Origin of the sequence: Cupriavidus pauculus, from assembly GCF_022179805.1 — a bacterium.
Classification (GTDB): domain Bacteria; phylum Pseudomonadota; class Gammaproteobacteria; order Burkholderiales; family Burkholderiaceae; genus Cupriavidus; species Cupriavidus pauculus_E.
This window is the reverse complement of the sequence record NZ_BPUO01000009.1, coordinates 1-24,472: the sequence shown is the minus strand read 5'-3', so window position 1 is coordinate 24,472 and position 24,472 is coordinate 1. Positions and strand designations below refer to the sequence as shown.

Sequence of the window (24,472 nt, the reverse complement as noted above, 5' to 3'; positions counted from 1 at the left end):
CTGAAATTGACACTCGAAGTGAGTGAAATCCCGCATCAGGATTCAGCCAGAACAAGAAGAATTCGAAGATAAATTCAGGGAGTCTTTCGATTGCTACGATGGCCATACAGGCGCGCCGCTTCCATGGTTTCGGCTGCAAGCCTTCTTTTCGTTCTGGGATGGGCGGTACACCCCTTGGTGGCGCCGGCCGCGAGTACCGCGGCAGCGGATCTGCTCGGGCTGCCCGTTTTCCCTGGAGCGCCCTCGAATCCCGAACTGATCGCGCTGGGCCAACGCCTGTTCTTCGATGCGAAGCTGAGCAGCGATGGGGCGCACAGCTGTGCGAGTTGCCACGCGCCGGAGCAGTTCTTCAGCGATGGACTGCGTGTCTCCAAAGGGGTGAACGAACGCCTGGGCACCCGCAATGCACCCAGCCTGCTGAACGTTGCCTACAACACCTCGCAGTTCTGGGAAGGCCGGGACGCCACGCTTGAGATCCAGGCACCCCGTCCGTTGACCAATCCGCGCGAGATGGGATTGCCCGATGACGCTTCGGTACTCAAGATCGTCGGGCAGGATCCCCAATATGTGGAAGCCTTCGCGCGCGTCTTTGGTGCAGCGGGAGAGCCTTCGGTCAGCATCGCGCATCTGGCGCAGGCGCTGGCTGCGTACCAGACCACGTTGCGCGCCGGTGACTCGGCATTCGACCGCTACGCTTTTCGTCATGAGAAAGGGGCGCTCAGTGCGAGCGCGGAACGGGGGCTGCGCCTGTTCACCGGCACTGCGCGTTGCACCACCTGCCACACCATCGAGCGGGACCATGCGCTGTTCACCGACAACGAATTCCATGCGTTGTCGGTGGGGATGGAGCGCATCGGCGGGCATCTCGGTCAGCTGACGACGCAGCTCGCCGGCCAGAAGCTGCAGGGGCTGTCACTGGACCAGATCATTCTCTCCAACGACGACTTCGCGGAGCTTGGCCGTTTTGCCGTGACGCTTGATCCCAAGGACATTGGCAAGTTCCGCACGCCCAGCTTGCGCAACGTGGCCGTGACCGCCCCATACATGCACGATGGCAGCGTACCCACCCTGATGCAGGCGGTGGAGTATGAGGTCTACTACCGCAGCATCGAACAGGGCCGCCCGTTGTTGCTCACGCCCATGGAGCGCCAAGATCTGGTGGCGTTCCTCGAATCGCTGACCACCAGCCGCGAGGCACTGGCGCGACTCACGCCGGCCCCACAGCCCGCCCCACAGCCCGCGCACCGATAACCCGCCCTCCTTCCATCCTGTCAAACCATGGCTACCGCACCACGCATGCATGTACGTACCACGCTTTCAGCCAGCCGTCGATCGAGCCCGCAGGGCTTCACGTTGCTGGAACTCCTGGTGGTGCTGGTCATCATCGGGCTGCTGGCGTCCTACGTCGGGCCGAAGTATTTCTCGCAGATCGGCAAGTCCGAAGTCACCACCGCCAAGGCCCAGGCCGAAGCCTTCGAGAAAGTACTGGATACCTACCGGTTGGACGTTGGCCGATATCCGAGCACGGAGGAAGGCTTGCAGGCCCTGATGGTGGCCCCTGCCAGTGCGGGCACGCGATGGAACGGCCCGTACCTCAAGCGCGAAGCGCCGCTCGACCCCTGGGGACGGCCATACATCTATCGCGCGCCGGGCGCCCATGGCGAGTACGAGGTGGTCAGCTATGGCAAGGACGGCGAGTCCGGCGGCAGTGGTGATAACGCCGACATCGTCCGCCCCTGATATGGCTCTTGCCGGCCGGAGACCATCGCTGTGATTTTCGAAGCGCGCGTGCTCACCCGCTCGAATGCCATCCACCTGTTGCGCGTCGAGGCGACAGACAGGGCGGATGCGCTGCGCCAGCTGCACGCGCAGGGATTGCAGACGCTCAGCGTTCGAAGTGTCTGGGTGGCCGGCGCGAGAAGCGGCTGGCGCCGCAGACGCTTCTCGTTGCTGCTGTTCAGCCAGGAACTGCATGCGCTGCTACTGGCCGGCTTGACATTGATCGAGGCACTGGAAGGCCTGATCGAAAAAGAGACGGCACCCGATGCGCGCGGCGTCCTGCAACGGTTGATTGCCATGATCCGCGAAGGCCAGCGATTCTCGGCCGTGCTTTCCGCCATGCCCGAGACCTTTCCGCCGCTGTACTTCGGACTGATGCAAGCCGCTGAAACCACCGGGGCACTGCCCGCCGCACTGGCCCGCTATGTCGAGTATCAGCAACGCGTAGACGTGGTACGCAGCAAGATCGTCAGTGCCTCGATTTATCCGGCCATCCTGATGGTCGTGGGCGGACTGGTCACCACCTTCCTCGGTGGCTACGTGATCCCCCGTTTCGCGTCCATCTACAAGGATTCCGGACGCGAGTTGCCACTGATGTCCGCCTGGCTGCTCGGCGGCGGCCAGTTCCTGGCCGAACATGCCCTGTCCGCGGCGGTTGTAACGATCATCCTGCTGATCATCGCCGCGGCATACGCCAGGCACCTGCACAGGAGCGGTGCGCTGTCACGGAGCCTGTTGCGCTTGCCTGCGGTGGGACCGCGCCTGCATCTGTACGAGATCTCGCGGGTCTACATGACGCTCGGGATGCTGCTGGAAAGCGGCATCCCCGTGGTAGCCGCGCTGCGCATGAGCGAAGGGGTGGTGTCGCGGCATGTGCGAGAGAGTCTGGCGCGCGCTCGCCAGACCATCGAATCCGGTGCCGCGTTCGCGGACACCTTCAATGACCATGCATTGACGACTTCCATCTCGTTCCGGATGCTGCGCGTCGGCGAGCGGACCGGCAAGCTGGGCGCAATGCTGGTCCAGGCTTCCAACTTCTACGACAACGATATCTCGCGCTTCATCGATCGTTTCACACGCGCCTTCGAGCCCATCATGATGCTGCTGATTGGCGTGGTCGTAGGCGGCATCGTCGTACTGCTGTATCTGCCGATCTTCGACCTGGCGACCTCGCTCCAATGAACATGACCGCGTACCTGTCGCCGTCGGCGCCCTCCATCCCGGAGAAAGACCACCTCCTGGCATCCGATCACAGCGTCAACGACCTGCGTGCCGTATGCGAGCGCGCACGCGCAGCGGGCATGTCTCCCATGCTCGAACTTGAAGCGCGATACGACGGCCAGCTACGCACGCTGACAGCCAGACTGGCGGACGTATTCGGCTGGCCGGTCATCGAAACCGCGCAGATGGACCAGGGCCGATGCCGCTTCGATCGGCTGCCGCTGGTTGAAGCCATGCGCCGGCACGCCGTACTGCTGGAATCGGCCGAAGAGATGCTGGCCATCACAGCGGATCCTTTCGACCTCGAACTGCTGGATTGGCTTGCCGCCCGCGCAGGGGTAGCCGTCAGTTTCCGGGTGGCATTGCGGTCGGACATCCACGCCTACCTGGTCAAGCAGGAACAGTCGATCCGCGCGGTGGACAGCGTCGTGGCTGCGCCCGATGACGAAGGCCGCGCCGCCCGCGCCACCGAAGTGCTCTCGTTCGCCTCGGTCAACGTGGCGGCCAGCCCCGCGGTGAAGCTGGTCAACTCCACGCTGTATGACGCATTGCGGGCCACGGCATCGGACATCCACCTGGAATGCACCGCGTCGGGGCTCACCATCAAGTACCGTATCGACGGCGTGCTGGACCACGCGCGCTCGATCACCGGCCGCGAGTTGGCTGCGCAAGTGATTTCCCGCCTGAAGGTGCTGGCGGAACTGGATATCTCCGAGCGGCGCGTGCCACAGGACGGCAGCTTCCAGGTCGAGTCCAACGGCCGCGACATCGACCTGCGCGTGTCCGTCATGCCAAGCATTCACGGCGAGGATGCCGTGATCCGTGTCCTCGACAAGCGCGCCATGATCGAATCCTATGGTGCGTTGTCGCTCGAAGCATTGGGCTTCGATGAAGCCTCGCTCGTCACGCTGCGCCGCTTGAGTGACGAACCCTACGGCATGCTCCTGGTGACCGGCCCCACCGGATCGGGCAAGACCACCACGCTATACGCCGCGCTCACCGAGATCAACAACGGCCGGGACAAGATCATCACGATCGAGGATCCCGTCGAGTATCAGCTCCCCGGCATCCTGCAGATTCCGGTCAACGACAAGAAGGGATTGAGCTTTGCCCGCGGCTTGCGCTCGATACTGCGGCACGACCCCGACAAGATCATGGTGGGCGAAATCCGCGACAGGGATACTGCCGAGATCGCGGTGCAATCCGCATTGACCGGCCACCTGGTCCTCACCACCGTACACGCCAACAACGTCTTCGACGTCTTCGGCCGGTTCACACACATGGGCATCGACCCGTACGCCTTTGTCTCGGCACTCAACGGGATCTGGGCGCAGCGGCTGATCCGCAACAACTGCCCGCACTGCACCAGCGACACCACGGCGGATCCCGTCATGCTTGCGCGGCTTGGATTGAGCCTCGACGATATCCAGGACTATCGCTTGCGCGCCGGCACAGGCTGCGGGGACTGCCGCAGCACGGGCTACAAGGGACGCACCGCGATTGCGGAGATCCTGTCGCTCAACGATGAATTGCGCGAATTGATCGTCAACAAGGCGCCCGTGCGGCAGCTCAAGGAGACAGCCGCCCGGCACGGCACACGCAGTCTGCGCGACGCCGCACTCAATCTGGCGCGCACCGGCGTGACAACGTTGGAGGAGGTCAAGCGTGTCACGCTTCAGTCGTGATCGTTACCGTCTGGACATCGACGGCCAAACGCTCGTGCTGAGCAGCCGCCGGCCGCGCGACGCCGCATGGCGGCCGGTGGCGGCGGGCGAGCACCCCGGCATCCCGGCATTGGAGGGATTCGCTTCGGCGCTCGCCGATTTCCGCCAGACGCACCTGCCGCGCGGCGCGCGCTGGACAGCTGTGATCGCCGACGAACTGGCTCGGTTCTTCATTCTGAGCGCACCGGACGGCATTGGACGATTGCGCGACTTGCAGCAGGTGGCCGCGTTGCGATGCGCTTCGCTGTTTGGAGACGCGGCCGACGACTGGATCTGCGCGGGCGATTGGCGCGCGCAGGGTCCGTTTCTCGTCTGCGCGTTGCCGACGCCACTGGTACGGTCGTTGACGACCAGCGCCACGCCGCAACGCACGCGGCTCGAAGGCATCACGCCGCGCTTCGTGGAGACCTGGAACCAGCATCCGCCCCGGATGCGCCAGCCGCTGGCGTGGGTCATGCATGCATCGGCCCGCTACGTAGTCCTCGCGGCCACCGCCGGACAAACACCGGTTGCCGTATCGCAGTCGGCATCGCCCGCATGGGAGACGCTCGACGCGTTGCGCACGATGCTGCGGCGCGCGAGCCTGCAATGGGGACTGGCGCTGCCGAATACGCTCTATGCGGAGGGGGAATCGATGCGCCGCTGGCATGGCCACAGTATCGATAGCTGCCGCATCCTGCATCTTTCGATGCCCGGGGAGACGCCAGCATGAGACGCCTCCGCATCGACTTTGCCACGGGTGCGGGTCCTCGCTTCGTACCGACCACCGCCGCGCTCGTGCTGATCATCGCGGGGGTGGTCGGTTGTGGCGTGGCGCTACCTGGTGTGCTTCGGCTGGCCCAGGAACATCGAACGCTGGATGCGCGCCTGGCCAGGGTCGTGGAGCGCACCCGGGTCGTCATGGCGCAACAGCGGCAGCCGGTTGTCTCCGTGTCGCCAGAACAGGTGAGTGCCATCAACCGCGCCGTGCGGCGCCTGAACGTGCCGTGGCGGGACCTGTTTGATACGCTGGAGCAGACCACGCCGCAGACGGTTGCTCTGCTGTCGCTCGAACCCATCGCCGAGCAATCCGTGCTCAAGCTCAGTGCGGAAGCGGCAACGGTGGATAGCATGATCGAATATGTGCAACGCCTGAAGGCGCGTCCCGGCATCGAAGCCGTACGGCTCGACAAACATCAAGTGGACGAGAAGGACCCCTATCATCCGGTGCGCTTCTCGCTGGCGCTGCAATGGCGATATGCGGCACAACCCTCGCTACCCGTACAACCCGCACTAACGACGTCATCCACCGCCGACAGTTCGCGCGAGGAGATGCCATGAGCAACCCCGTGCGCCCCGCCGCAACGCGTCAGCTCGGCCTGGCGCTTGGCCTGGCCTTCCACCGCCAGAACTGGCTGCTCTGGCTCGGTGCCACACTCGTGATCGGCGCAGCCTCCCTGCAATGGGTGGCGCGTCCATGGCTGGCGCAGCAGAACCGCACGGCCACACGGGCCATCCAGGCCAGCCTTGCGCAGCGTGCCGATGCCGGTTTGCATCCACGCGCCGACGGTCCGCGCGAGCGCGCCTCGCAGCGTGCGCAAGCTTTCGCCGAGATGCTGGGCGACGAGCGGAGGTTCGAGCAACACCTCGGCGATCTGTTCGGGTATGCCAAGGATGCCGGACTGACACTGGCCCAAGCCAATTACGACCATGCCACGGATGCCAACGGCGGTTTCACGCTGGACGGTGTCGGCCTTCCGCTGAAGGGAAACTATGGCGCCTTGCGTACCTTCAGCGAAACGATCCTGTTGCGTATGCCCTTTGTCTCGCTGGACTCGATCCAGCTCAAGCGCAGCTCGATTTCCGCCGATGCGGTGGAGGCCAAGCTGCACCTCACGTTCTACCAGCGCGGCACCATCTCATCCGGAACCACACCGGCCTCCGTTGTCGCCCCGCCTATGGAGCTTCCGTGAAAGCGCGGCATATTGCCCTGGGGGCCGGACTGTTGATCGCCGCATGCCTTTCGATATGGAGCCGCAACAACGACTCCACGACCATAGTCGAAGGCACGACGCGAACGCGCGGCGCTGAGCCGCTCCCAAGATCGGCACGACCCGCCCCGTCGAATGCCACCGATACGGTGATGGCGCTCGTGCCGCGCGACCAATTGATCGGGGATGCCCGCCCCGACACCGCACAGGGATTGTTTGCCGTACACAGTTGGGCACCGCCCCCGGCTGCCGCGGATCCGTCGGCGAAACCGGAAGCACCCGTTGCACCCGCGCTGCCTTTCACTTATCTGGGCAAGGAACAGTCCGGCACGGCCTGGCGTGTGTTCCTGACGCAAGGAGATACCACGCTGGTGGTTGCAGACGCCGACAGCATCGGCGACCAGTACAAGGTGGTCTCCATCACGCCGCCCACGATGACCTTCGAATACCTGCCGCTGCATGAGCGGCAATCCTTGCAGATCGAATGAACTACGAAACTCACGGCGGCGCCAGGCTTCTGCGGCGCGTCTTCGCAATCGCCTGCCTGGCGCTGGCCACAGCGTGTGCGCAGCCGCCCGTTGCGCAGGATGCGCGCAAGGCATTCGATCAAGGCAAGATCGAGGAAAGCCTGGCACAACTGCGCGCGGCACTGGCCGCCAACCCCACCAGCACGGAACTGCAGGTGACCTACCTGTCGCTGCGCGAGCGTGCCATCAATGATCTGATGGCGCAGGAACGCGCGCTGGCTCCTGGAGCGGGTTCGGGCGAGCGTACGCAACTGCTGCGGCGTGTGCTGGCCATCGATCCGAACAATGCCAGGGCGGTGCTGGAACTCGATCGCGTCGACCGTGAAGTCCGCTATGCAAAGATGCAACTGGACGCCCAATTCGCCTTCGATGCCAAGGACAACGGCGCGGCCATGGCCAAGGCGCGGGCGATCCTCGCGGAGGACCCCAACAACGCGGCGGCGCGCGGCCTGATTCGAGCGATCCTGGACAAGTCGGCCATTCCCGCCTCGCAGCTTGCCCCGACCGAGGCGTTGCAGCGCAAGGTGTCGATCCAGTTCAAGGACGCGCTGCTCAAGCAGGTATTCGACGTCCTGTCCGTGACCTCGGGTATCAACTTCGTGCTGGACAAGGACATCAAGGCCGACCAGAAAACCTCCGTCTTCCTCAAGGATGTGACGGTGAAGAGCGCGATCGAGGTGGTGCTGGCCACCAACCAGCTCGAACAGAAGGTCATCAACGCCAGCGCCATCCTGATCTATCCCAACCTGCCGGCCAAGCTCAAGGACTATCAGGCACTGAGCGTTCACACCTTCTACCTGAACAACGTGACTGCCGAGCAGATGGCGGCCACGCTAAAGAGCATCCTGAAAGTTCAGAACCTGGTCGTGGACAAGACGCAGAACATGATCATGATGCGCGACACGCCGGACGTGATCGAGATGGCTGAGAAGGTCGTGGCGCTCCAGGATCTGCCCACGCCCGAGACGATGCTCGAGGTTGCCGTGCTCGAAGTGAACAAGAACCGGCTGGATGAGTTGGGGATCACCTATCCGCCCAAGCTGACCCTGACGCCCTTGCCCGCCACAGCCGGCGGCGCCCTGACGCTGAACGATCTACGCAATCTGACCGCCAGTACGATTGGCGCAACGATCTCGCCGTTGACAATCAACCTGACCGGCACGGATACCGACGTGAAGCTGCTGGCAAACCCCAAGATCCGCGTGAAGAACCGCGAGCCCGCCAAGATCCTGATCGGCAACAAGGTGCCCAATATCACGTCCACGGCCACCTCTACCGGATTCGTCTCCGAAAGCATCCAGTACCTGGACGTCGGCCTGAAGGTGGAAGTCACGCCCACCATCACCATCGACAACGAAGTGTCGATCAAGGTCGCCCTCGAAGTCAGCAATATCGCGAACCAGATCACCACCTCCACGGGCACGGTGGCCTACCAGATCGGCACCCGGTCTGCGTCCACGGTGTTGCGCCTGAAGGATGGTGAAACACAGATCTTGGCGGGCCTGATCAGCGACGAGCACACGCAGACCGTGACCAAGATCCCTGGCCTGGGCGATATTCCCGTGCTAGGACGCCTGTTCTCCGATCACGCCAACACCAAGAAGCGTACGGAGATCGTGCTGTCGATCACGCCACGGCTGATCCGCAACCCATTGCGGCCCGAAGCGCGATTGATCGACTTCGCATCCGGCACCGAATCCAGCCTGCGCGGCGTGTCGGAACTGCCCGTCGGCGGCGCGGCCATGCCGGTAGCGGCGGAGGTGATAGTGCCACCGACCGGCGCCGCCACGAGCGAACCCGTCACGCCTGCCGGCACTCGGGGAAGCACCGACCTCTCCGGCAATCCGCTCGATACCAACGCAGGCGCCGCAGCCAATGGGTCGATGAACATGACGGGCACGGCGGCAGCGGCGCTGGGGGCAGGCACGGGCATCGGCGGCGGTGCTGGCACCGGTGTGGGCACGGGCACCACGCCGGGACTGACATGGTCAGGTGCCACCCAGGCCACGGCGGGCACCAGCGTGCAGCAGCAGCTCATGCTCAGCACCCAACAGCCGCTCAGGGGGACAACTCTCATGCTTGGCTACGATCCCGCCGCCTTGCAGTTGCTGAACGTTGCGGAGGGCACCGCGCTCGGTGCGGACGGCACGCAGACATCGTTCTCGCACCGCGTGGATGCATCCACTGGCCAGATCTTCGTCAGCGACACCCGCGCGCCGGGCGCCACGGCTGGCGCAACGGGCCAGGGACCGCTGGTCACGCTGACGTTCATGCCGCTCAAGGCCACAGCGTCGACGCAGCTCAGGGTGCTGTCGGTCACACCGACCGGATTCAACGGCGCCAGCGTCTCGTTGCCTTCGCCAGTGCAGACGCTCACCATCTCCGGCGGGGGGCAGTAGATGGCAATTTCCGCGCCGGGTTCCGGCCCCATCCCCGCCATGAACCATGCGGCGCGCCACGTTGCAGGCTTCACGTTGATGGAACTCCTGGTGAGCCTGGCGATCCTGTCCATCCTGGCGATGCTGGTGCTCCCGGTCACGCAGCTGGAGGTACAGCGGGCGCGGGAAAAGGACCTTCGGCTCGCCTTACGCGAGATCCGCAACGGCATCGACGCCTACAAGCAGGCCTACGATACCGGGCACATGCTGCGTTCCGTCGGCGACAGCGGATATCCCGCGACGCTGGAGCTCCTGGTCGATGGCGTCGAGGACGTGCGCAGCCCCGAGAAACGCAAGATCTATTTCATACGCCGGATCCCCAGGGATCCCTTGGCGCGAGATCCATCGCTCAAAGACGCCGAGACATGGGGGAAACGCAGCTACGAAAGCGAGCCCGATGCGCCCGCCGAAGGACGGGATGTTTTCGACGTCTACTCCCGCTCGTCCGCTACCGGCCTCAACGGCATTCCCTATATGCGCTGGTGATGGCCGTGACAACACCATTCCGCATCCGCTGGACACGGCCCCGCATTGCCGGCTTCACGCTCATCGAACTGCTGGTGGTACTCAGCATCGTGGCGCTGCTGCTTTCACTGGCACTGCCGCGCTATTTCCGCAGCATCGATGCCTCCAAGGAAGTCATCCTCAAGGAAAACCTGAGCATCACGCGCAAGACCATCGATCAGTATTTTCGTGATACCGGGCGCTATCCGAACGACCTGCAGGAACTGGTGTCCCGGCGATACCTCCATGCCCTGCCCGTCGATCCCATCACGGAAAGCACCGCCACCTGGATGCTGGTCGCGCCCAGTGATCCGGAACTCGGCAAGGTCTATGACTTGCGTAGCGGCGCACCCGGGGCCACACGCGACGGCACACCGTTCGGTGCCTTATGACTTCAATGCCATACCGGCGTCCATCGGGCTTTGCATTGATCGCGTTGCTGATCATCATTGCGATACTGGGCCTGGCGAGTCTGTCTGCGGCCCGGCTCGGCGCCGTGGCCGATCGGCGGGAGGCCGAGGAGCAGTTGCTCGACGTGGGCACACAGTATCGCCGCGCCTTTCAACTGTATGTCGATGCCACACCGCCGGGACAGCCACGCTTTCCTCTGACCCTGCAGGCATTGCTGCGCGATCCGCGATATCCCCTGCCGCGCCGCTACCTGCGTTCGCTCTACGCGGACCCCATCACGCGGCGCAATGACTGGGTGTTGCTGCTATCCCCGGAAGGTGGGGTCATGGGAATACACAGTCGCTCGGAGCTGGAGCCGATTCGCCAGGCCAATTTCACCGCGCCATTCGAGAACTTCAATCGGCTGAAGAAATACTCGGACTGGGTCTTCTATTACTACCCCGACGCCGTGCAGGTGACTGCCGTCCCGCGCCCATAGCACAGTGGCGTGCGCCTGGGCGTTGCGGCCCACCTGAGCGAAGCTGGCTGACAGGCTCCCTCACCTTCCACTATCAGCAGACAAGACCAAAGCGTTTGCGTAGGCAATTGGCCTGAAGCCACTGACCACGCTGGTTTGCAGCCCGCAGAGCAATGGGATGGCCGAGAGCTTCGTGAACCATCACCGATGGTCGCCACCTCGACCGTCCCCCGACCAAAACTCGTCCGTTGTGCTGTTACTCCGCAATACCCGAACCCAACGCGGCAGCGAGCTTTATCTACACCTTTCCCTGACAGCCTTTCCGCTATCGGAAACTTCGTTCTTCGCTGGGTACTTCCTCTGCAAAGATCGCTGACGCAAGGCCGAGCTCGCAAGTATTTACGCGCCGTCCAGCCGCCAGGCGCGGCGCCAGTTCAGTTTGCCCCGTGCGAGGGTGTTGGTCTACTCTTCGCGCTGACTTATCAGTGGCCGCATCGGAATCGAGAACGGCCATCGCAATGGAATGCTGCCAGCGTCACAGATGGGTCGCCTACAGCCTGTCGCCGCGGGGTTCTCCGACCTAGGCAATCGGGCTCTTCCTGTCGAGAGCCGTGATCTAGATCGGAGAAGGCCGTGGGCTAATGAGTCTGCTTCTGGACGGCTTCAAGATCATAGAGCCCGGTCCCGGCCATCCCCAACCCACATCGAGCGCACCGCCTTCCACGAACCCGAAGCCCAGTTTTGTGAATCATGAATTCCCTTGTCCGGGGCTCGGGCCTATCGTAGGTCACGCATCACAATTAAAAAATGACGACAAGCGCCACCGTATCCAGGTGGGCCAGCGCCGCACAAGGAGGCATGAATGACCATGACGATGGGTATACCCCGTCTGGCGGCCGCATGGCTTACAGCCACGGTTTTCTCGGTCGGCATGGCAGGTAGCGCATTTACACGGACCTTGCCGTGATCGACGTGCAGCCCGGCGGCGGCCTGATGGTGACCGGACTGGTCAAGGTCGTTTCGTTTGAGACGGTTCAGGCATTGTCGGCGGCGCCATTGACGCTGGCCAACGATCATCGCGTGCTTCGCAGGGGCCGCTGATACGGCCGCTCACCAAGGGGAGACACCATGACAACAAGGACCATTGGCAAGCCGCGCTCCACGGCGGCTATCATGCTGAGCGCGCTGCTAGCTGTGGCGGCGGTGGTGGTGGCCGCACCACGTATCGCATACGCTGCCGACGCATGGCCGGCCAAGCCGATCCAACTCCTGATTCCTTATCCGCCAGGCGGCAGTGCCGACCTCCTGGCACGCCCACTGGGCGCGAAGCTGCAAGAGCGCCTTGGGCAGCCGATCGTGCTCGACTACCGTCCCGGTGCCGGCGGCACGATCGCCTCGCAAACACTGGCGCGTAGCAAACCGGACGGCTATACGCTGATCATGGTATTGGCCGCGCACGCCATCAATCCCAGCTTGTATCCGAAGCTGCCATACGACACGCGCAAAGATTTCGCACCGGTCTCGTTGGTGGCCAACCTGCCTCTTATCCTGGCCGGCAGCGCGTCATTGCAGGCACGAAACGTGGCCGATCTGATTGCGCAGGCCAAGGCGGCGCCCGGCAAGATCACGTTCGGCTTAGCCGGCAATGGCAACACAGGACACTTGGCCGGTGAACTGTTCGATTCGATGACGGGTGTGAAAATGACCCATGTGCCCTATAAGGGCAGCGCGCAGGTAGTCAATGCCATGCTGGCGGGCGATATCCAGCTGACGTTCGATAGCATTTCAACATCAATGCCGCAAATCCGCGCGGGCAAGATGCGCGCGCTGGCCGTGACCAGCGCCAAACGTGCGGCCATGGCGCCCGACGTACCCACACTGGCCGAAGCCGGCGTACCCGGCTTCGATATCAACGGGTGGTACGCCATCCTGGCGCCGGCCGGTACGCCGCGCGACATCGTCGATAAGCTCAGCACCGAGATTGCCGCCGTGCTGGCCCAGCCCGAACTGCGTGCGCAGATCGCAGCCAATGGCTACGAGCCCGTGGGCTCGACGCCGGCGGCGCTCGGCGCGCATATCGATGCGGAGCTCGTGCGGTGGAACAAGGTGGTGACTGGCGCGGGGGTCAAACTGGAATAGCCGGGACGGCATCTGCCGCGCTCGACTGGGCTGGCCTGCTGGCCAACTAGACGCGTCGCCGCTGCGGTGCTGCATTGAATTACCGGGTCTAGGGGTCAGTTCTGGATGCAACTCAACACCCCGCGAACTCGATCTCGCCTTTATTACGCCTTGCTTGCTGGCAACAGCCGAGCTTGCCGGGGACATCCCAGGCGCCTCTATTGTCGTGGCAGGATGGGAACTCGAGGGTGATACTGACCGGATCATTGAAGACAGGCTGCGGAGCATCTCCGACAACGCGCTAGGCGCCCTCGGTTTGCTCGATCCACAGCCCGAGCACCTCCTTGCGCCCGTCGGCGCGGATACCCAAGGCCAGGTAGACGGCCTTGTTTCTGACGGTGCCTTCATCGCGGATCTTCAGGCGCTGCTCGTCGAAATAGAAGATGGGGTACATCGCCTCCAGCGGGCGCTGCTGCCACTGCTCGACCTCCGCCAGTATCTCGTCGGTGACGGTGGAGACCAGGTCGGGCGAGACCTGCAGGCCGTACAGTTCCTACAGGTGGCCCTGGATCTCTCGCACGCCCATGCCGCGTGCATACATGCTGATCACGTGGTCGTTGAAGCCGGGCAGCCGGCGCTGGTACTTGGTGACCAGTTGCGGCTCGAAGGTGGCCTGCCGGCCGCGAGGAATGTCCAATTCCAGTTCGCCGTTGGGCGTGAGGACGGTCTTTGGGCTGGTGCCATTGCGGTGATTGCCACTCCCGCCTTCCCTTTGCCTCAACAGCCAGATGGTGCGTCAGTTCGGCGGCCAGCATGCGCTCGGCCAACCGCTTCTTGAGCAGGCCGGCCAGGCCTGACTCGCCGAGATCTTAACTTGGGCCAGCAACTGGTCAATCAGATCGTCGGAAACGAGCTTGGGTGCCTTCGATTTCGTGCTCTTCTTGGTGGACATCGACACGGTCATGGTCAATTTTGCTTATAAGCATCTCATGACCTCGGAGGCGCACACCGTCCCAGCGGACTGTCCAAATAGGGGCATTGACACCTCCACGCTCTTGTAGGTACTATTCAGTCACCATGACTAGATAAGCACCAACATAACATGAATGCCACTGCAGAAAGCCAACGAATTAAGGTATCGGAAGCCATCGACAATGTCATCGCGGGTCTCGAGCGGGCGATGAGTGGGATGCAGGAGTTGAAGGCGCTTCTATCCGAGTCGGAGCCCAAGCCCGAATTTGATCCCAAGGATCCGTCTAACAAGTACCCAGATGGAAAGCTGACCGCGCGCGGTATCGAGGTTTGCTATCGACTTTTCGAGGCTGGGTACACGCGCTACAAAGTCGCTGCCTTGATGGGTATCGCCTTTAACTCTGCGGACAATCGATACCACACGTGGAAGCATCTGGGAGGGGCGGATCGAGTCAAGATGCCGCTCGAGTGAACTGCGAGGGCCATCGATTTGTCGGGACTGCGAGGAAAAAACCATGCATAAGATCGTCAGAAATTTGTGGGCGGATGCGCCCTCGTCGGTAGTCGAAGTTTGCGTTTTGGCTTTGGAGGTCGTACGCACCAGCGCTTCATCCGATGCTACCGACGCTGGCTTGCTGGCGATTCGGGCCAACCCGGCATACCTCAGATTGACCAGAAAACAGCAGCATCGCGTACACCAGATTGTTGGCCGTGCCGCGCTTCTCGTGCGCTCCAATTGGCATGTTGAGATGTTGGGAGGGCGGCCACGCAGAGCGATATCCAAAGGACCAAGCCATACCTACACGAAGCACGCCCGTACCGTCGTGGGCTGAGTCAGACCGCTACCTCCCGCCCTACTTCTTATTGCCAGGCCGCCTTCGTCGGCCACGGCTGCGCCACCAGCCCTTGATATTTCGATGCCAATCGACAACTGCACCCACACATTCGACGAACTCGCTGCCACGATCCTGCCCGCCCACCTGGAAAAGTTGAACACCGCGCTGCAAGCGCCGATGCCGGCCATCGACTTCGTAGGATTCAAGAGCGCCCGGCGCGAGTTGTTAACTAAGCTCGGGCATAGCACCGACTTCCCCGGCTGTTATGTGTTCATCGACGTCGACCGCCCGGTGTACGTTGGGATCTCCCGCGGAGTAGTGAAACGCCTAGTGCAGCATCTCAACTTCGAATCCCACTTCACCGCAAGCTTGGTCTACAAAATGGCCAGCGAGGACTTCCCGCACGAAATGAAGCGCGATCAGGCAATGAAGGACGACCAATTCCGCGAGGTCTTCCTGACCGCCCAAGGGCGCCTACGCGAGATGTCGGTCGCGTTCATTCAGATCGACAACGATCTCGAGTTGTATTTGTTTGAGGTAATGGCGGCAATGCACTTCGACACGGATACATGGAATACCTTCCGCACCCACTGACCAGTTGGCTCACTATCCGACCCCCGGATAGTCGGGTTGGCGGTCTGAACGACAGGCGATTGAGTGGAGCGGACATCCGAGCGTCCGACCACCATCGCGGACAAATGACTCTTCGTGGCTGTGCGCCGCACGAAACTGACGGTGATTCAGAAAAGCGAACAGCAATGGTTGGGGCGCCAAAACCTTAACGTGCGACGGGAAACATCGCCGTAATGATCTACATTGATTGGGTCGCTTGGAAAATTTGTCCCGTGGCCCGCATGTGTCTTAAGGGGCGCGTGAACCTTTATGCATGGGCCTTTTGACTGGTACGGAGGGCTCTGATGGCTCGCAGCTCTATAGCCTTACGAAGGGCAATTGATGCAGCAAATCATCTGACGGACCCTGCCCCACCTTGGGGCGAAGTACTCGCATGTGCGAGCGAGCTTGTCGGCGCCGATACCGGAACCCTAATCGCTTTCGATTCCGCTGGAAATCTCGCTCAACTGACGGCGTCCGGATTTTCCAACGCGTGCTCCGCTGACTACAACGGCTACTACCATAGCCTCGATGTCCTTGAGCAAAACTCTCGTTCAGTCGCAACCGGTACGTGGTTGGATACTACCGAGATGTACAGCAGTGCGGCACTCCAGCGGACGGAGTTCTTTACGGACTTCATGCACAAGCACCGAATGGCGCAAATTCTGGCTCTTGTCCTGGAAGCTGGACCGGTCTTCCGCGCCGCCATCGGGTTCCAACGCTCAACTATCGATTCGGGATTGAAGGCCCGGCAGGAAACAGAGCCAAATGCGGAGTTTTTCCGAACGTTGCGTAGTCAAATGCTCAAGAGACAGTACGCTCTCAGTATCGGTATCCAATCGGTGGAGTCCGTCTTTTCCGCTTGGGAAGAAGCGGCACTTCTTCTCACGGCGAAGGGTACCGTGGTACGGATATCGCCTCTGGCGACGCGCTACCTTGCCGAGGATGGCGGTTGGATTGTGCGAAGTGGTCAGTTGAAGCACCCAGACTCGCACGTGCAATCGATATTTGAATCCTACTGTTCAGCCACAGCTTCAGACGGGCAGCGCCGTTCTCTTGCAACGCGAACAAATTGGGGGGAGGTAACGACGTTTGACTTGGGGCCAGCGCCCGATAGCTTCAGCCTTTTCGGTGGAAAACTGGTACTCGGCCGGATGCGTCGAAAAGACTCATTCTGCGAACCGAATGTGGAAAAGCTGATGGTTGTGTTTGGCCTGACGCAGGCGGAAGGGGCCGTGCTCTCGTACCTTGTTGCCGGCCATAGCGCTGCGGAGATCGCTGTACTCCGTGCCGCATCAGTTCTAACCGTCCGGAAACAAATCGATGGCTTGATGAAGAAGATGCAATGTAGTCGCCAAGCCGAACTCGTAAGGCTCGCATCCCTTCTGTAAGCAGTCGACGCCGCATCGCCCCCTCGGTACCAACCATCGACATACCCAATTCTTAGTATGGCGGGATAGGCGCGCCAGCATACATTTCAGGAAGCACGTCGATCTGAAACACCACTCGTTGGTGGCCAATATGGCGTCGGAGAGCGTGGTATCGAAGAAATTTCGGGGAGCGAACCATGAAGACTGGCCAAGTATGCGCTAGCGTTTCCGCACGCACCTCGAGAGTACTATCACTCTATTTGTGCCTGCAGTGTCTCTTAGTCTCGCAGTCTCCAAATGCAGCGACGACTACACTGTCGTTTGACGAAATCGGCGATGACATTGCTATAACTAACCAGTATCAGTCGCGCGGGGTACTGGTGACCGGCGCCAACGCCATCAATGCCGGAGCTCTTGGTTTCGGCGCACATTCCGGGACCCAAGTCGCCTATGCACCAAGCGGGCTCATGACCTTCACCTTAACGGTAGGAGACATAAAGTCGGTGTCTACGTATATGACCGGACCGGTCAACATTGGAATATTTGCGTACGACTCGTCGAACAACTTATTGGGACAAGCAGTCACGTCCTCGGCCTCGGTAAATACCCTTTTGTCTGTGACCTCGTCATCCGCCGCTATCGCGACGGTGCAAATCCATAATGGTGGCGCATCGTTTGCAATTGACGACTTGTCATTCATAGGGGCGCCTACACAGTCAACTTACAACGTCATCCCCCTCACCCTCGGAAAATCCCCAACCGTCGTGCTTCCGCAAGGCATCAATGGATCCGGTGCAGTCGCGGGCTTCGGAACAACGGCTCAAGGCGTTATCCAGGCGTTCACCATCTCCGGGGCATCCATACAGAATCTAGGGACGCTTGGTGGGCCCTCGTCGATGGCTCACGCTATCACGAATCAAGGGCAAATTCTGGGTACGGCGCAAACTAGCCGGAAGCAATGGCATGCATTCTCCTGGTTGGTAGGTACGGGGATGACAGACGTCGGAACGCTGGGTGGGAACAGTTCGGATGCGCTAGCGGCAAATGCTAGCGGCCAGGTCGTCGGATTCTCAGAGACTCGCAATGGCCAGCAGCATGCCTTCCTTTGGACCGCAGGGGGTCTCACGGACTTGGGAACGCTCGGGGGAAAGAACTCATTTGCTGTTGCCATCAATACTGGGGGACGAGTGGTTGGAGGGGCGGAAAACCGAGCTGGCCAAGGACGCGCTTTCTCCTGGACAGCCTCAGAAGGCATGGTCGACTTGGGAACGCTCGGCGGTACGACATCAGCCGCCATTGGGGTGAACGTCGATGGCGCGGTAGTCGGCAGTTCTCTGACCGCTTCCAAGCAGCCTCACGCTTTCTATTGGCGACCGGGGACAAACATGGTCGACATCGGTACTCTGGGCGGGAAGCAGTCTTTAGCTGTGGGATTGAATGACGCAGGAAAAGTAATTGGTTCGACCACCAATGCCTCTGGGCAACCCCGAGCATTCTCCTGGCAAACGGGAGGTTCTATCACGGACCTGGGTACGCTCGGGGGAAATGGAAGCTCGGCGGTTGCCATCAATCAGAGGGGCGATATCGTCGGCACAGCTCAAGCGACGAGCGGGGAATGGCGGGCAGTCTTGTGGAGCGCTACCAACGGGACAATCGACCTCAACTCCAAATTGGTGAATCCCCCATCCGGGATCATCCTGTTCACTGCGCTTGCAGTCGGTGACAACGGCGCAATCGTCGCATTGAGCAACAAGGGCGTTGTTTTGCTTCGCCCACAAAATTGACCTTCCATTTCCGGACGGCAGTTGAGCGATACATGGCGCGTCGGGGTCATGTCTGCCCCACCAGCAAGTTCTTGTCGCGGGCGGACTCTCTCAATCCATGGGGCGATTATCCAGACCGATACTCGAGGTCTCGGGAGCGGCAATGTAAGGTTCCGCCACATTTCAGTCTTCCGCTGATTCCGCGCCGCTTACCAACTTGGCAGTCCTACCCAATGCCTTAGCACTGATTTCTTGCCCCGGCGTGAGGGCTCTGCGCACCTATACTGAGGATGCAAAAACATCCTCAACTACAGGCCGAACAAACCGGCGCTTCCACCTCCATCAATATCCCAGCTTTGGCTGGGTCGATTTTGAAACGGCCGGGGGGAAAGACGCAGCATGCCCCGTTTGTGCGGGTCCAATGGTCGCGAAGTGCGGAGAAGTAAAGATCCGGCACTGGGCTCACAAGGCAAGACGCACCTGCGATCCTTGGGAAAACGAAGGGGAATGGCACCGAGCATGGAAGAATGAGTTCCCGAGCAGCTGGCAGGAAGTCGTCCAACGAAGCGAAGACGGCGAGAAGCACATCGCAGATGTGAAGACCGATGCCGGCTGGGTAATCGAACTGCAATACTCCTACCTCAAACCAGAGGAGCGTCGGTCCAGGAATGCCTTCTACAAGAAACTCGCCTGGATAGTAAACGGCTCTAGACGCGAGACAGACCGCAAGCGGTTCAATGACGCGTGGAATGAGGGCCTACGACTTTCTTCGAAGTCCTTCGTACGTAGGATTCCGCACGACGCTTGCCGCCTACGACGAGAGTGGGTTGACACGGCGGCCCCAGTCCTCTTTGATTTCGGAGACGACACACCGCTTTGGTGGCTGCTCGCTAAAGGCTCAGGTGGGTACGCTTATGTCGCACCGTTTTTACGTGCCGAGTTCGTGGCAATCCACCGCAATGGCCCTACCGAGGCGGCGGCCAATTTTCAATCATTCGTGAATGACCTCGGGCAGCTTGTCACGAGCTACGAGTACTCCCTCGGTCGCCGGCACTAGGATGCGCTCCCCTTCGAAACGGGCGGAGTTTCCAGAAGGCGGCGCATGGCAGATCTCGGGGCCGCATTTGGCAAAGCGCCAGCTCGGCTACCCGAAGATCTCATTGGCCGGAACGTCGGTCGTCGCCCGTGTAAATTGAAGTGCTATATCGCGACGGTTCGCGGATGAGCTGCCCTCCCGGCCAGCCACTTATGTCCGGGCGCATGCTCTGCCCGCGTCAGAAGCAGAGAGCCGTTTCGTTACTCTTCGCCAATCAGAAACCGATTCGGATTTTTGCCCAGCCATGCCGGCGCACGGCCTCGGCCCGACCAAGTCTTGCCGGTCCTCGGGTCACGATATTTCGGCGGCGCCGGTTTCTTGGCTACCTTCGCCACGCCACTTCCCGCGGGTCGACCGCGACGGCGCTTTCCGTGGATGTCCTTCAGGGACAGGCCGTATTGCTCCATCAGCGTGCGGATCTGCTCGATGACACCAGCGACTTCATTTGCACGTACTTCTGCGAGTTGAGCTTCCAGCGCTTCCTTTTGGGCCAGCAATTGCTTATAGGTCGCCATACAGTGTTCTCCTTGAAATTCTTATTGATTGCTTGGCGACCCGAAAGCTTCGCCAAGCGCGAAGATAGGGATATCTGTGGACGATTTTTGAGATAGAAGCAGTAAGCGTATGCATTGGCTCGCGCATCGTGCAGCGCATGGTGCTCGCCGCCATACCTAACGAATCGCCAACTTCGCCATCTCCCTGCTTTTGAAGCGTCAGTAGCTGGCGAAACGACCACCCGCTCACCTACAGGGATTTCGCCGATCCTCGAGGGCAGCACATGCCCGACTTGCTCCTACCAACTGAAGAACGCGCTGAGGTCACCGCCTCCTGTGGGCGGCGACCTCAGCTTTGGATTCATTGCTTAGCTAGTCCTGCTGACTTCGCAATTGACGCATCATTCAGCCGGGTCACCTTCATAATTGACCGGCACCCAAGTGAAGGCGCCATCCTTCTTCCTGATGTGACCGAGGCCAGGGAACGAGATGTGCGCCGCAGCAACCAGTGCTCGGTCCTTCGCCAGCTTCTCAAACAATTCCCAGCGCGACGTCTTCGCATTCTGCGCGCTACTGTCGTACTTCACCGTCGCGTCCAGCTCGCGGAACTGCAACGAAGCGACGTGGACAATATCACCCCAAACTACAAGCGTCTTACCGCGGCTCGTGACGAGGTACGAAGAATGACCTGGAGTGTGCCCCGGAGTGCGAAACGCCCGGATACCCGGGACCATCTCTCCTTCGCCGTCAAAAGTACTGAACTGCTTAGCCGCCTGATAAGGCTGCACGGAAGCGACCGCCGCGTCGAAAAAAGTGCTCAGAAACTCGGGAGCCTTCGCCTTATTTCCAGCGCCCAGCCAGTATGCCGCTTCCTGCTTGCTAACACGTACCGTTGCGTTCGGGAAAGCCATCTTTCCATCCGCCGCGATGCCACCGGCGTGGTCCTTGTGCAGGTGGGTCAGCAGGACAAGATCAACCTGTTCCGGCTTGTAGCCTGCCGCACGGAGGTTCTGCTGGAGGCGACCGCAGCACGGTCCATACAGACTACCGGCGCCGGCATCAATGAGAACAAGCTTGCTTCCAGTGTTGATGAGGAAGGCATTGATCGAGCCTTGTACGGGCGGCTGAAGGAAATCATCGTCCAGGTCCTTCTTGATGTCCGCCTTCGGCATACCCTCCACGACCGTATCGATTGGGAAAGCATGCGTGCCATCGAGAAGCGCCGTCACTTCAAAATCGCCGACCATCACGCGGTAGAAGCCCGGACCCTGCGTTTGAACTTGAGGTGCCGCAGCGACTGCGACGCCTGGCGCAACCGCGAGGGAAACTGCAACCCCAAGGGTCGTCAAGGCAAGAATACGGGCGATAGGCGAGAGAAGTTGACGCATGGCTGATTGCATTGCTCTTAGGAGATGAAGAATGATAGTGGATAGCCTAATGATCTCTCCAATGTGTCCCATCAAAACCGCACGGTCACTGCTCAGTCTGCACGATCTGGACGCCGTCCAGCGTAGGCGTCGCTCAACAGCTGCTTAATTCCCTCAGCTTCGAGCGGGCGCGGATTGGGGTACTGGTCGCGCAACGCCAGTTCGCAGGCGCGGGCCAAGTCACGTTCGTGTAAGCCGAAGTCCCGTAACGCGGTTGGCGCACCTAGCGACACGGCAAAGTCAAACATGGCGGCAGGCGCAAATGATCCTTCTGCTCTGAGTGACGTTGCGATATCCGCCATCGCACCGGACGCTGCTCGTGCGTTATAGGCAAGAGCGTGAGGCAAGATGATGGTGTGAACTTCCGCATGAGGGAGATTGAATGTCCCTCCCAGCGTATGGCAAAGCTTGTGGTGGAGGCCCACTGTCACGCTTCCCAGGACTGCACCACATAGCCAGGCGCCGTAGAGTGCATCGTGCCTCGCCTCGAAATAGGCTTCGTTGGTGCTGGACGAGCGACGAGCAATGACCGGTAACGCCTTACCCAGTGCCGCGATGCCTTCGCGCGCCATCCAGTCACTGACCGGGTTACGGTCGTGCGCGTAGAGACCTTCGGCAGCGTGCGCTATGGCGTTTATCCCGCTCGTAACGCTGACCGCCAAAGGTAGCTCCTGAGATAGCTCTGGGTCGTAGATCACCGTGCGCGGCAAGACGCGTGCGTCACGGCCCGTCTTTTTGACGCCCGCCTCCGTAAGTCCGTAGATCGGCGTCATCTCCGAGCCGGCATACGTAGTGGGTACTGCCAAAACAGGTAAATTCGATTCGAGCGCAATGGCTTTGCCAAGGCCGATGGTCGAACCGCCTCCGATAGCGACCACACCGTCGGCATCCTTCGATATAGTACTTTGCACAGCCTGCCTTGCGGATTCGATAGGCACATGCATGACGGCCTTGTCGAATATCCCCACGCACTTGGTACCGAGAAGGTCTGCCGCGAGTTCCGCAAGCGGACGCTGGCCCGGCGTGCACAGCACCAGCACCCTGTGCATCCCAAGGTTGTCAGCTTCCTCAGCCAGGCGCTTCAACGAGCCAGCGCCGAACACGACTCCCTGCGGGCGAGAGCGATATGAAAAGGTGTCCATTTCCGAGTTATTCGAGCGTGATCTTGCGTGCTTTGATGAGGCGGCCCCAGCGAGCCGATTCAGCCTGGATGAGGGCGTTGGTTTGTGAGGCATCGCCCGCCACCACATCGAACCCCGCATCTCCAAGCTGCTTCGATACGCCTGGATCGCGCAGCGTCGCCGTAGCGGCAGAGGTGAGCTTCTCGAGAATCGGTTGCGGCGTCTTAGACGGCGCGATCATTGCGACCCAGGAGTACGCCTCGAAGCCCTTATAGCGTTCTGCCAGAGCAGGTACGGACGGCAACCTGCTATCGCGCTGTGGGGACGTAACGGCGAGCGCTCGGAGCTTTCCGGACTGCACGTAGGGAAGAATCAGCGGCAAACTTGCAATCATGGAATCAACGTGCCCTCCGAGCAGATCATTGATTGCCGGACCACCACCCTTATAAGGCGTGTGCACGCCATTCGTTCCGGCAGCCTCGAAGAACGCTTCCGCAACTAAATGGTTGGAGCTGCCTGGCCCCACCGATGCATACGACACTGCCTTCGTCGAGCGCGTCGCGGCGACATACTCATCCAGGTTCCGATAGGCAAAGGCGGCTGGCACCACCAAAACCATAGGAGAACGCACCATGTAGGACACGCCGGTCAGGTCTCTCTGCCCGTGATACGGCAGCTTCGGATAGATATGACCTTCGGCGGCGAAGCCATCGAACACCATGCCGACTGTGTAGCCATCCGGCTTGCTACGAGCAAGCTGACCCGTTCCTATCGTGCCGCCGGCTCCCGGCTTATTGTCGACGATGACGGTCTGGGACAACCGCGTGTGCAAACCGTCCTGCACCAATCGAGCCACGCGATCCACGGTTCCACCTGCGGCATAGGGCACTACTACTGCAATTGGCCTGGCAGGCCAGGTCTCAGCATTCGCCGGCACGCTGGCTGCCACACAGCATCCCAGAATGCCGACAGCCAGGCTCATTCTCGCCATACCTGTTACCAACCGTTCTGCATAACCTCGAGTCGCCTCCACGTCACACCACCTTTCAAGGAAGGTTTATCAATTTTCGCTCCGAGCTTTGCGGGGTTCGCAAAAGATAACCCCATGCAAGTCAGCTGGATTGATAGTATTCTCTGGACGTCCGCACGAGAAGGTGGCCACCACGCGTAACGCTCTTGCGCCTGACGCAAAAACGGGGTTCCCATGGACTTCATCCACTTCGCAGAAAACCTTGCTTTCTTCGTCGATGTCGCGCGCACCCGCAGCTTCTCGGCCGTCTCCAGGCAGCGGGGCATGGCCGCTTCGTCAGTGTCCCGACAAATCGATGTACTGGAACGGGAAATGGGCGTGGCGCTCCTCACGAGATCAACTCGCGCTTTGGCACTCACTGAGGCCGGCGAGCTCCTTTACCAGCGCGCCGCCCGGATTCTGCAAGACCTCAACGAAGCACGCGATGCCGTGACGGCGCTGGAACAGGGTGTCAGTGGTCGCTTACGCATCGCTTGCCTTCCTGCGTTCACGCGACGACACGTCATCCCCCACCTAGGCTCGCTTTATTCGCGATACCCGGAGTTGACGGTAGAGATTGAGTTGACAGAGCGGGTAGTTGACCCTGTTCTGGAACGCTTCGA

24 protein-coding genes and 2 pseudogenes are annotated in these 24,472 nt (G+C 61.0%); 21 read left to right on the top strand and 5 right to left on the bottom strand.

From position 1 onward, the window contains the following. Window positions 1-123 precede the first annotated feature (123 nt). The 14 genes and pseudogenes from MFF62_RS19520 (at window position 124) to MFF62_RS19455 (ending at window position 13,170) form a co-directional block, all read left to right on the top strand. Window positions 124-1,251: a cytochrome-c peroxidase gene (locus tag MFF62_RS19520; protein ID WP_238264786.1), complete on the top strand. Its 1,128-nt coding sequence runs from the start codon at window positions 124-126 to the stop codon at window positions 1,249-1,251. A gap of 45 nt (window positions 1,252-1,296) precedes the next feature. Beyond that, a complete protein-coding gene (gspG, locus tag MFF62_RS19515; protein ID WP_238264785.1) occupies window positions 1,297-1,740 on the top strand; it encodes a type II secretion system major pseudopilin GspG in 444 nt (147 codons plus the stop codon). A gap of 30 nt (window positions 1,741-1,770) precedes the next feature. Next, a complete protein-coding gene (locus MFF62_RS19510) occupies window positions 1,771-2,961 on the top strand; it encodes a type II secretion system F family protein (RefSeq protein ID WP_238264784.1) in 1,191 nt (396 codons plus the stop codon). 119 nt (window positions 2,962-3,080) lie between these two features. Continuing rightward, the gene (locus MFF62_RS19505; RefSeq protein WP_404990796.1) at window positions 3,081-4,685 is read left to right on the top strand and encodes a GspE/PulE family protein; all 1,605 of its coding nucleotides are present in this window, start codon (window positions 3,081-3,083) and stop codon (window positions 4,683-4,685) included. Further along, window positions 4,666-5,436, top strand: a complete 771-nt coding sequence (locus MFF62_RS19500) for a hypothetical protein (protein WP_238264782.1) — start codon at window positions 4,666-4,668, stop codon at window positions 5,434-5,436. The genes MFF62_RS19505 and MFF62_RS19500 overlap by 20 nt, the downstream gene beginning before the upstream one ends. Then, window positions 5,433-6,044, top strand: coding sequence for a PilN domain-containing protein (locus MFF62_RS19495; protein WP_238264781.1), 612 nt, complete (start codon window positions 5,433-5,435; stop codon window positions 6,042-6,044). The genes MFF62_RS19500 and MFF62_RS19495 overlap by 4 nt, the downstream gene beginning before the upstream one ends. Continuing rightward, the gene (locus tag MFF62_RS19490) at window positions 6,041-6,676 is read left to right on the top strand and encodes a hypothetical protein (protein WP_238264780.1); all 636 of its coding nucleotides are present in this window, start codon (window positions 6,041-6,043) and stop codon (window positions 6,674-6,676) included. Before MFF62_RS19495 ends, MFF62_RS19490 begins: the two co-directional genes overlap by 4 nt. Then, complete coding sequence (locus tag MFF62_RS19485; RefSeq protein WP_238264779.1) at window positions 6,673-7,182, top strand: hypothetical protein; 510 nt, start codon at window positions 6,673-6,675, stop codon at window positions 7,180-7,182. Before MFF62_RS19490 ends, MFF62_RS19485 begins: the two co-directional genes overlap by 4 nt. After that, on the top strand, window positions 7,179-9,620 hold the full coding sequence (locus tag MFF62_RS19480) for a secretin N-terminal domain-containing protein (protein ID WP_238264778.1): 2,442 nt from the start codon (window positions 7,179-7,181) through the stop codon (window positions 9,618-9,620). Before MFF62_RS19485 ends, MFF62_RS19480 begins: the two co-directional genes overlap by 4 nt. After that, window positions 9,621-10,145: a type II secretion system protein gene (locus MFF62_RS19475; protein ID WP_404990788.1), complete on the top strand. Its 525-nt coding sequence runs from the start codon at window positions 9,621-9,623 to the stop codon at window positions 10,143-10,145. Further along, window positions 10,145-10,555, top strand: a complete 411-nt coding sequence (locus tag MFF62_RS19470; RefSeq protein WP_404990795.1) for a type II secretion system protein — start codon at window positions 10,145-10,147, stop codon at window positions 10,553-10,555. The genes MFF62_RS19475 and MFF62_RS19470 overlap by 1 nt, the downstream gene beginning before the upstream one ends. Before the next feature lie 35 nt (window positions 10,556-10,590). Beyond that, the gene (locus MFF62_RS19465; protein WP_238264776.1) at window positions 10,591-11,052 is read left to right on the top strand and encodes a type II secretion system protein; all 462 of its coding nucleotides are present in this window, start codon (window positions 10,591-10,593) and stop codon (window positions 11,050-11,052) included. A 921-nt stretch (window positions 11,053-11,973) separates the two neighbouring features. Beyond that, a pseudogene (locus MFF62_RS19460) lies at window positions 11,974-12,132 on the top strand (3-oxoadipate CoA-transferase); the annotation flags it as partial. 27 nt (window positions 12,133-12,159) lie between these two features. After that, on the top strand, window positions 12,160-13,170 hold the full coding sequence (locus MFF62_RS19455; RefSeq protein WP_238264775.1) for a tripartite tricarboxylate transporter substrate binding protein: 1,011 nt from the start codon (window positions 12,160-12,162) through the stop codon (window positions 13,168-13,170). A gap of 283 nt (window positions 13,171-13,453) precedes the next feature. Here MFF62_RS19455 and MFF62_RS19450 read toward each other — a convergent pair. Continuing rightward, window positions 13,454-14,113 (bottom strand): annotated as a pseudogene (locus tag MFF62_RS19450) (IS256 family transposase); the annotation flags it as partial. 138 nt (window positions 14,114-14,251) lie between these two features. Here MFF62_RS19450 and MFF62_RS19445 point away from each other — a divergent pair. The 6 genes from MFF62_RS19445 (at window position 14,252) to MFF62_RS30915 (ending at window position 19,759) form a co-directional block, all read left to right on the top strand. Next, entirely contained in the window at window positions 14,252-14,593 is a 342-nt protein-coding gene (locus tag MFF62_RS19445; RefSeq protein WP_238264774.1) for a hypothetical protein, read from the top strand. A gap of 43 nt (window positions 14,594-14,636) precedes the next feature. After that, window positions 14,637-14,954 carry a hypothetical protein gene (locus tag MFF62_RS19440; protein ID WP_238264773.1) on the top strand — a complete coding sequence of 106 codons (318 nt, stop codon included), beginning with the start codon at window positions 14,637-14,639 and terminating at the stop codon, window positions 14,952-14,954. Between the two features lie 84 nt (window positions 14,955-15,038). Further along, the gene (locus tag MFF62_RS19435) at window positions 15,039-15,551 is read left to right on the top strand and encodes a GIY-YIG nuclease family protein (RefSeq protein WP_238264772.1); all 513 of its coding nucleotides are present in this window, start codon (window positions 15,039-15,041) and stop codon (window positions 15,549-15,551) included. Between the two features lie 323 nt (window positions 15,552-15,874). Beyond that, complete coding sequence (locus MFF62_RS19430) at window positions 15,875-16,960, top strand: helix-turn-helix transcriptional regulator (RefSeq protein WP_238264771.1); 1,086 nt, start codon at window positions 15,875-15,877, stop codon at window positions 16,958-16,960. Between the two features lie 176 nt (window positions 16,961-17,136). Continuing rightward, window positions 17,137-18,723 (top strand): hypothetical protein, encoded by a 1,587-nt coding sequence (locus tag MFF62_RS19425; RefSeq protein ID WP_238264770.1) that lies wholly within the window; start codon window positions 17,137-17,139, stop codon window positions 18,721-18,723. A gap of 241 nt (window positions 18,724-18,964) precedes the next feature. Further along, window positions 18,965-19,759, top strand: coding sequence for a competence protein CoiA (locus MFF62_RS30915; protein WP_404990794.1), 795 nt, complete (start codon window positions 18,965-18,967; stop codon window positions 19,757-19,759). A gap of 239 nt (window positions 19,760-19,998) precedes the next feature. On the opposite strand, the gene MFF62_RS19420 is transcribed toward MFF62_RS30915, so the two are convergent. From MFF62_RS19420 to MFF62_RS19405, 4 genes are all read right to left on the bottom strand, one after another. Continuing rightward, window positions 19,999-20,313, bottom strand: coding sequence for an H-NS histone family protein (locus MFF62_RS19420; RefSeq protein WP_238264769.1), 315 nt, complete (start codon window positions 20,311-20,313; stop codon window positions 19,999-20,001). 380 nt (window positions 20,314-20,693) lie between these two features. Then, window positions 20,694-21,680 carry an MBL fold metallo-hydrolase gene (locus tag MFF62_RS19415; RefSeq protein WP_238264768.1) on the bottom strand — a complete coding sequence of 329 codons (987 nt, stop codon included), beginning with the start codon at window positions 21,678-21,680 and terminating at the stop codon, window positions 20,694-20,696. A 92-nt stretch (window positions 21,681-21,772) separates the two neighbouring features. Then, on the bottom strand, window positions 21,773-22,861 hold the full coding sequence (locus tag MFF62_RS19410; protein ID WP_238264767.1) for a maleylacetate reductase: 1,089 nt from the start codon (window positions 22,859-22,861) through the stop codon (window positions 21,773-21,775). 7 nt (window positions 22,862-22,868) lie between these two features. After that, the gene (locus MFF62_RS19405) at window positions 22,869-23,822 is read right to left on the bottom strand and encodes a tripartite tricarboxylate transporter substrate binding protein (protein WP_238264766.1); all 954 of its coding nucleotides are present in this window, start codon (window positions 23,820-23,822) and stop codon (window positions 22,869-22,871) included. 222 nt (window positions 23,823-24,044) lie between these two features. On the opposite strand from MFF62_RS19405, the gene MFF62_RS19400 reads away from it, so the two are divergent. Next, the coding region (locus MFF62_RS19400; protein ID WP_238264765.1) for a LysR family transcriptional regulator at window positions 24,045-24,472 on the top strand (428 nt) is incomplete at its 3' end.

Bases quoted from the DNA above. Each gene is read 5' to 3' on its own strand.
- MFF62_RS19520 (WP_238264786.1), top strand. From the start codon at position 124: ATGGTTTCGGCTGCAAGCCTTCTTTTCGTTCTGGGATGGGCGGTACAC.
- gspG (WP_238264785.1), top strand. From the start codon at position 1,297: ATGCATGTACGTACCACGCTTTCAGCCAGCCGTCGATCGAGCCCGCAG.
- MFF62_RS19505 (WP_404990796.1), top strand. From the start codon at position 3,081: ATGTCTCCCATGCTCGAACTTGAAGCGCGATACGACGGCCAGCTACGC.
- MFF62_RS19495 (WP_238264781.1), top strand. From the start codon at position 5,433: ATGAGACGCCTCCGCATCGACTTTGCCACGGGTGCGGGTCCTCGCTTC.
- MFF62_RS19490 (WP_238264780.1), top strand. From the start codon at position 6,041: ATGAGCAACCCCGTGCGCCCCGCCGCAACGCGTCAGCTCGGCCTGGCG.
- MFF62_RS19480 (WP_238264778.1), top strand. From the start codon at position 7,179: ATGAACTACGAAACTCACGGCGGCGCCAGGCTTCTGCGGCGCGTCTTC.
- MFF62_RS19475 (WP_404990788.1), top strand. From the start codon at position 9,621: ATGGCAATTTCCGCGCCGGGTTCCGGCCCCATCCCCGCCATGAACCAT.
- MFF62_RS19470 (WP_404990795.1), top strand. From the start codon at position 10,145: ATGGCCGTGACAACACCATTCCGCATCCGCTGGACACGGCCCCGCATT.
- MFF62_RS19455 (WP_238264775.1), top strand. From the start codon at position 12,160: ATGACAACAAGGACCATTGGCAAGCCGCGCTCCACGGCGGCTATCATG.
- MFF62_RS19445 (WP_238264774.1), top strand. From the start codon at position 14,252: ATGAATGCCACTGCAGAAAGCCAACGAATTAAGGTATCGGAAGCCATC.
- MFF62_RS19440 (WP_238264773.1), top strand. From the start codon at position 14,637: ATGCATAAGATCGTCAGAAATTTGTGGGCGGATGCGCCCTCGTCGGTA.
- MFF62_RS19435 (WP_238264772.1), top strand. From the start codon at position 15,039: ATGCCAATCGACAACTGCACCCACACATTCGACGAACTCGCTGCCACG.
- MFF62_RS19430 (WP_238264771.1), top strand. From the start codon at position 15,875: ATGGCTCGCAGCTCTATAGCCTTACGAAGGGCAATTGATGCAGCAAAT.
- MFF62_RS19425 (WP_238264770.1), top strand. From the start codon at position 17,137: ATGAAGACTGGCCAAGTATGCGCTAGCGTTTCCGCACGCACCTCGAGA.
- MFF62_RS19420 (WP_238264769.1), bottom strand. From the start codon at position 20,313: ATGGCGACCTATAAGCAATTGCTGGCCCAAAAGGAAGCGCTGGAAGCT.
- MFF62_RS19415 (WP_238264768.1), bottom strand. From the start codon at position 21,680: ATGCGTCAACTTCTCTCGCCTATCGCCCGTATTCTTGCCTTGACGACC.
- MFF62_RS19410 (WP_238264767.1), bottom strand. From the start codon at position 22,861: ATGGACACCTTTTCATATCGCTCTCGCCCGCAGGGAGTCGTGTTCGGC.
- MFF62_RS19405 (WP_238264766.1), bottom strand. From the start codon at position 23,822: ATGAGCCTGGCTGTCGGCATTCTGGGATGCTGTGTGGCAGCCAGCGTG.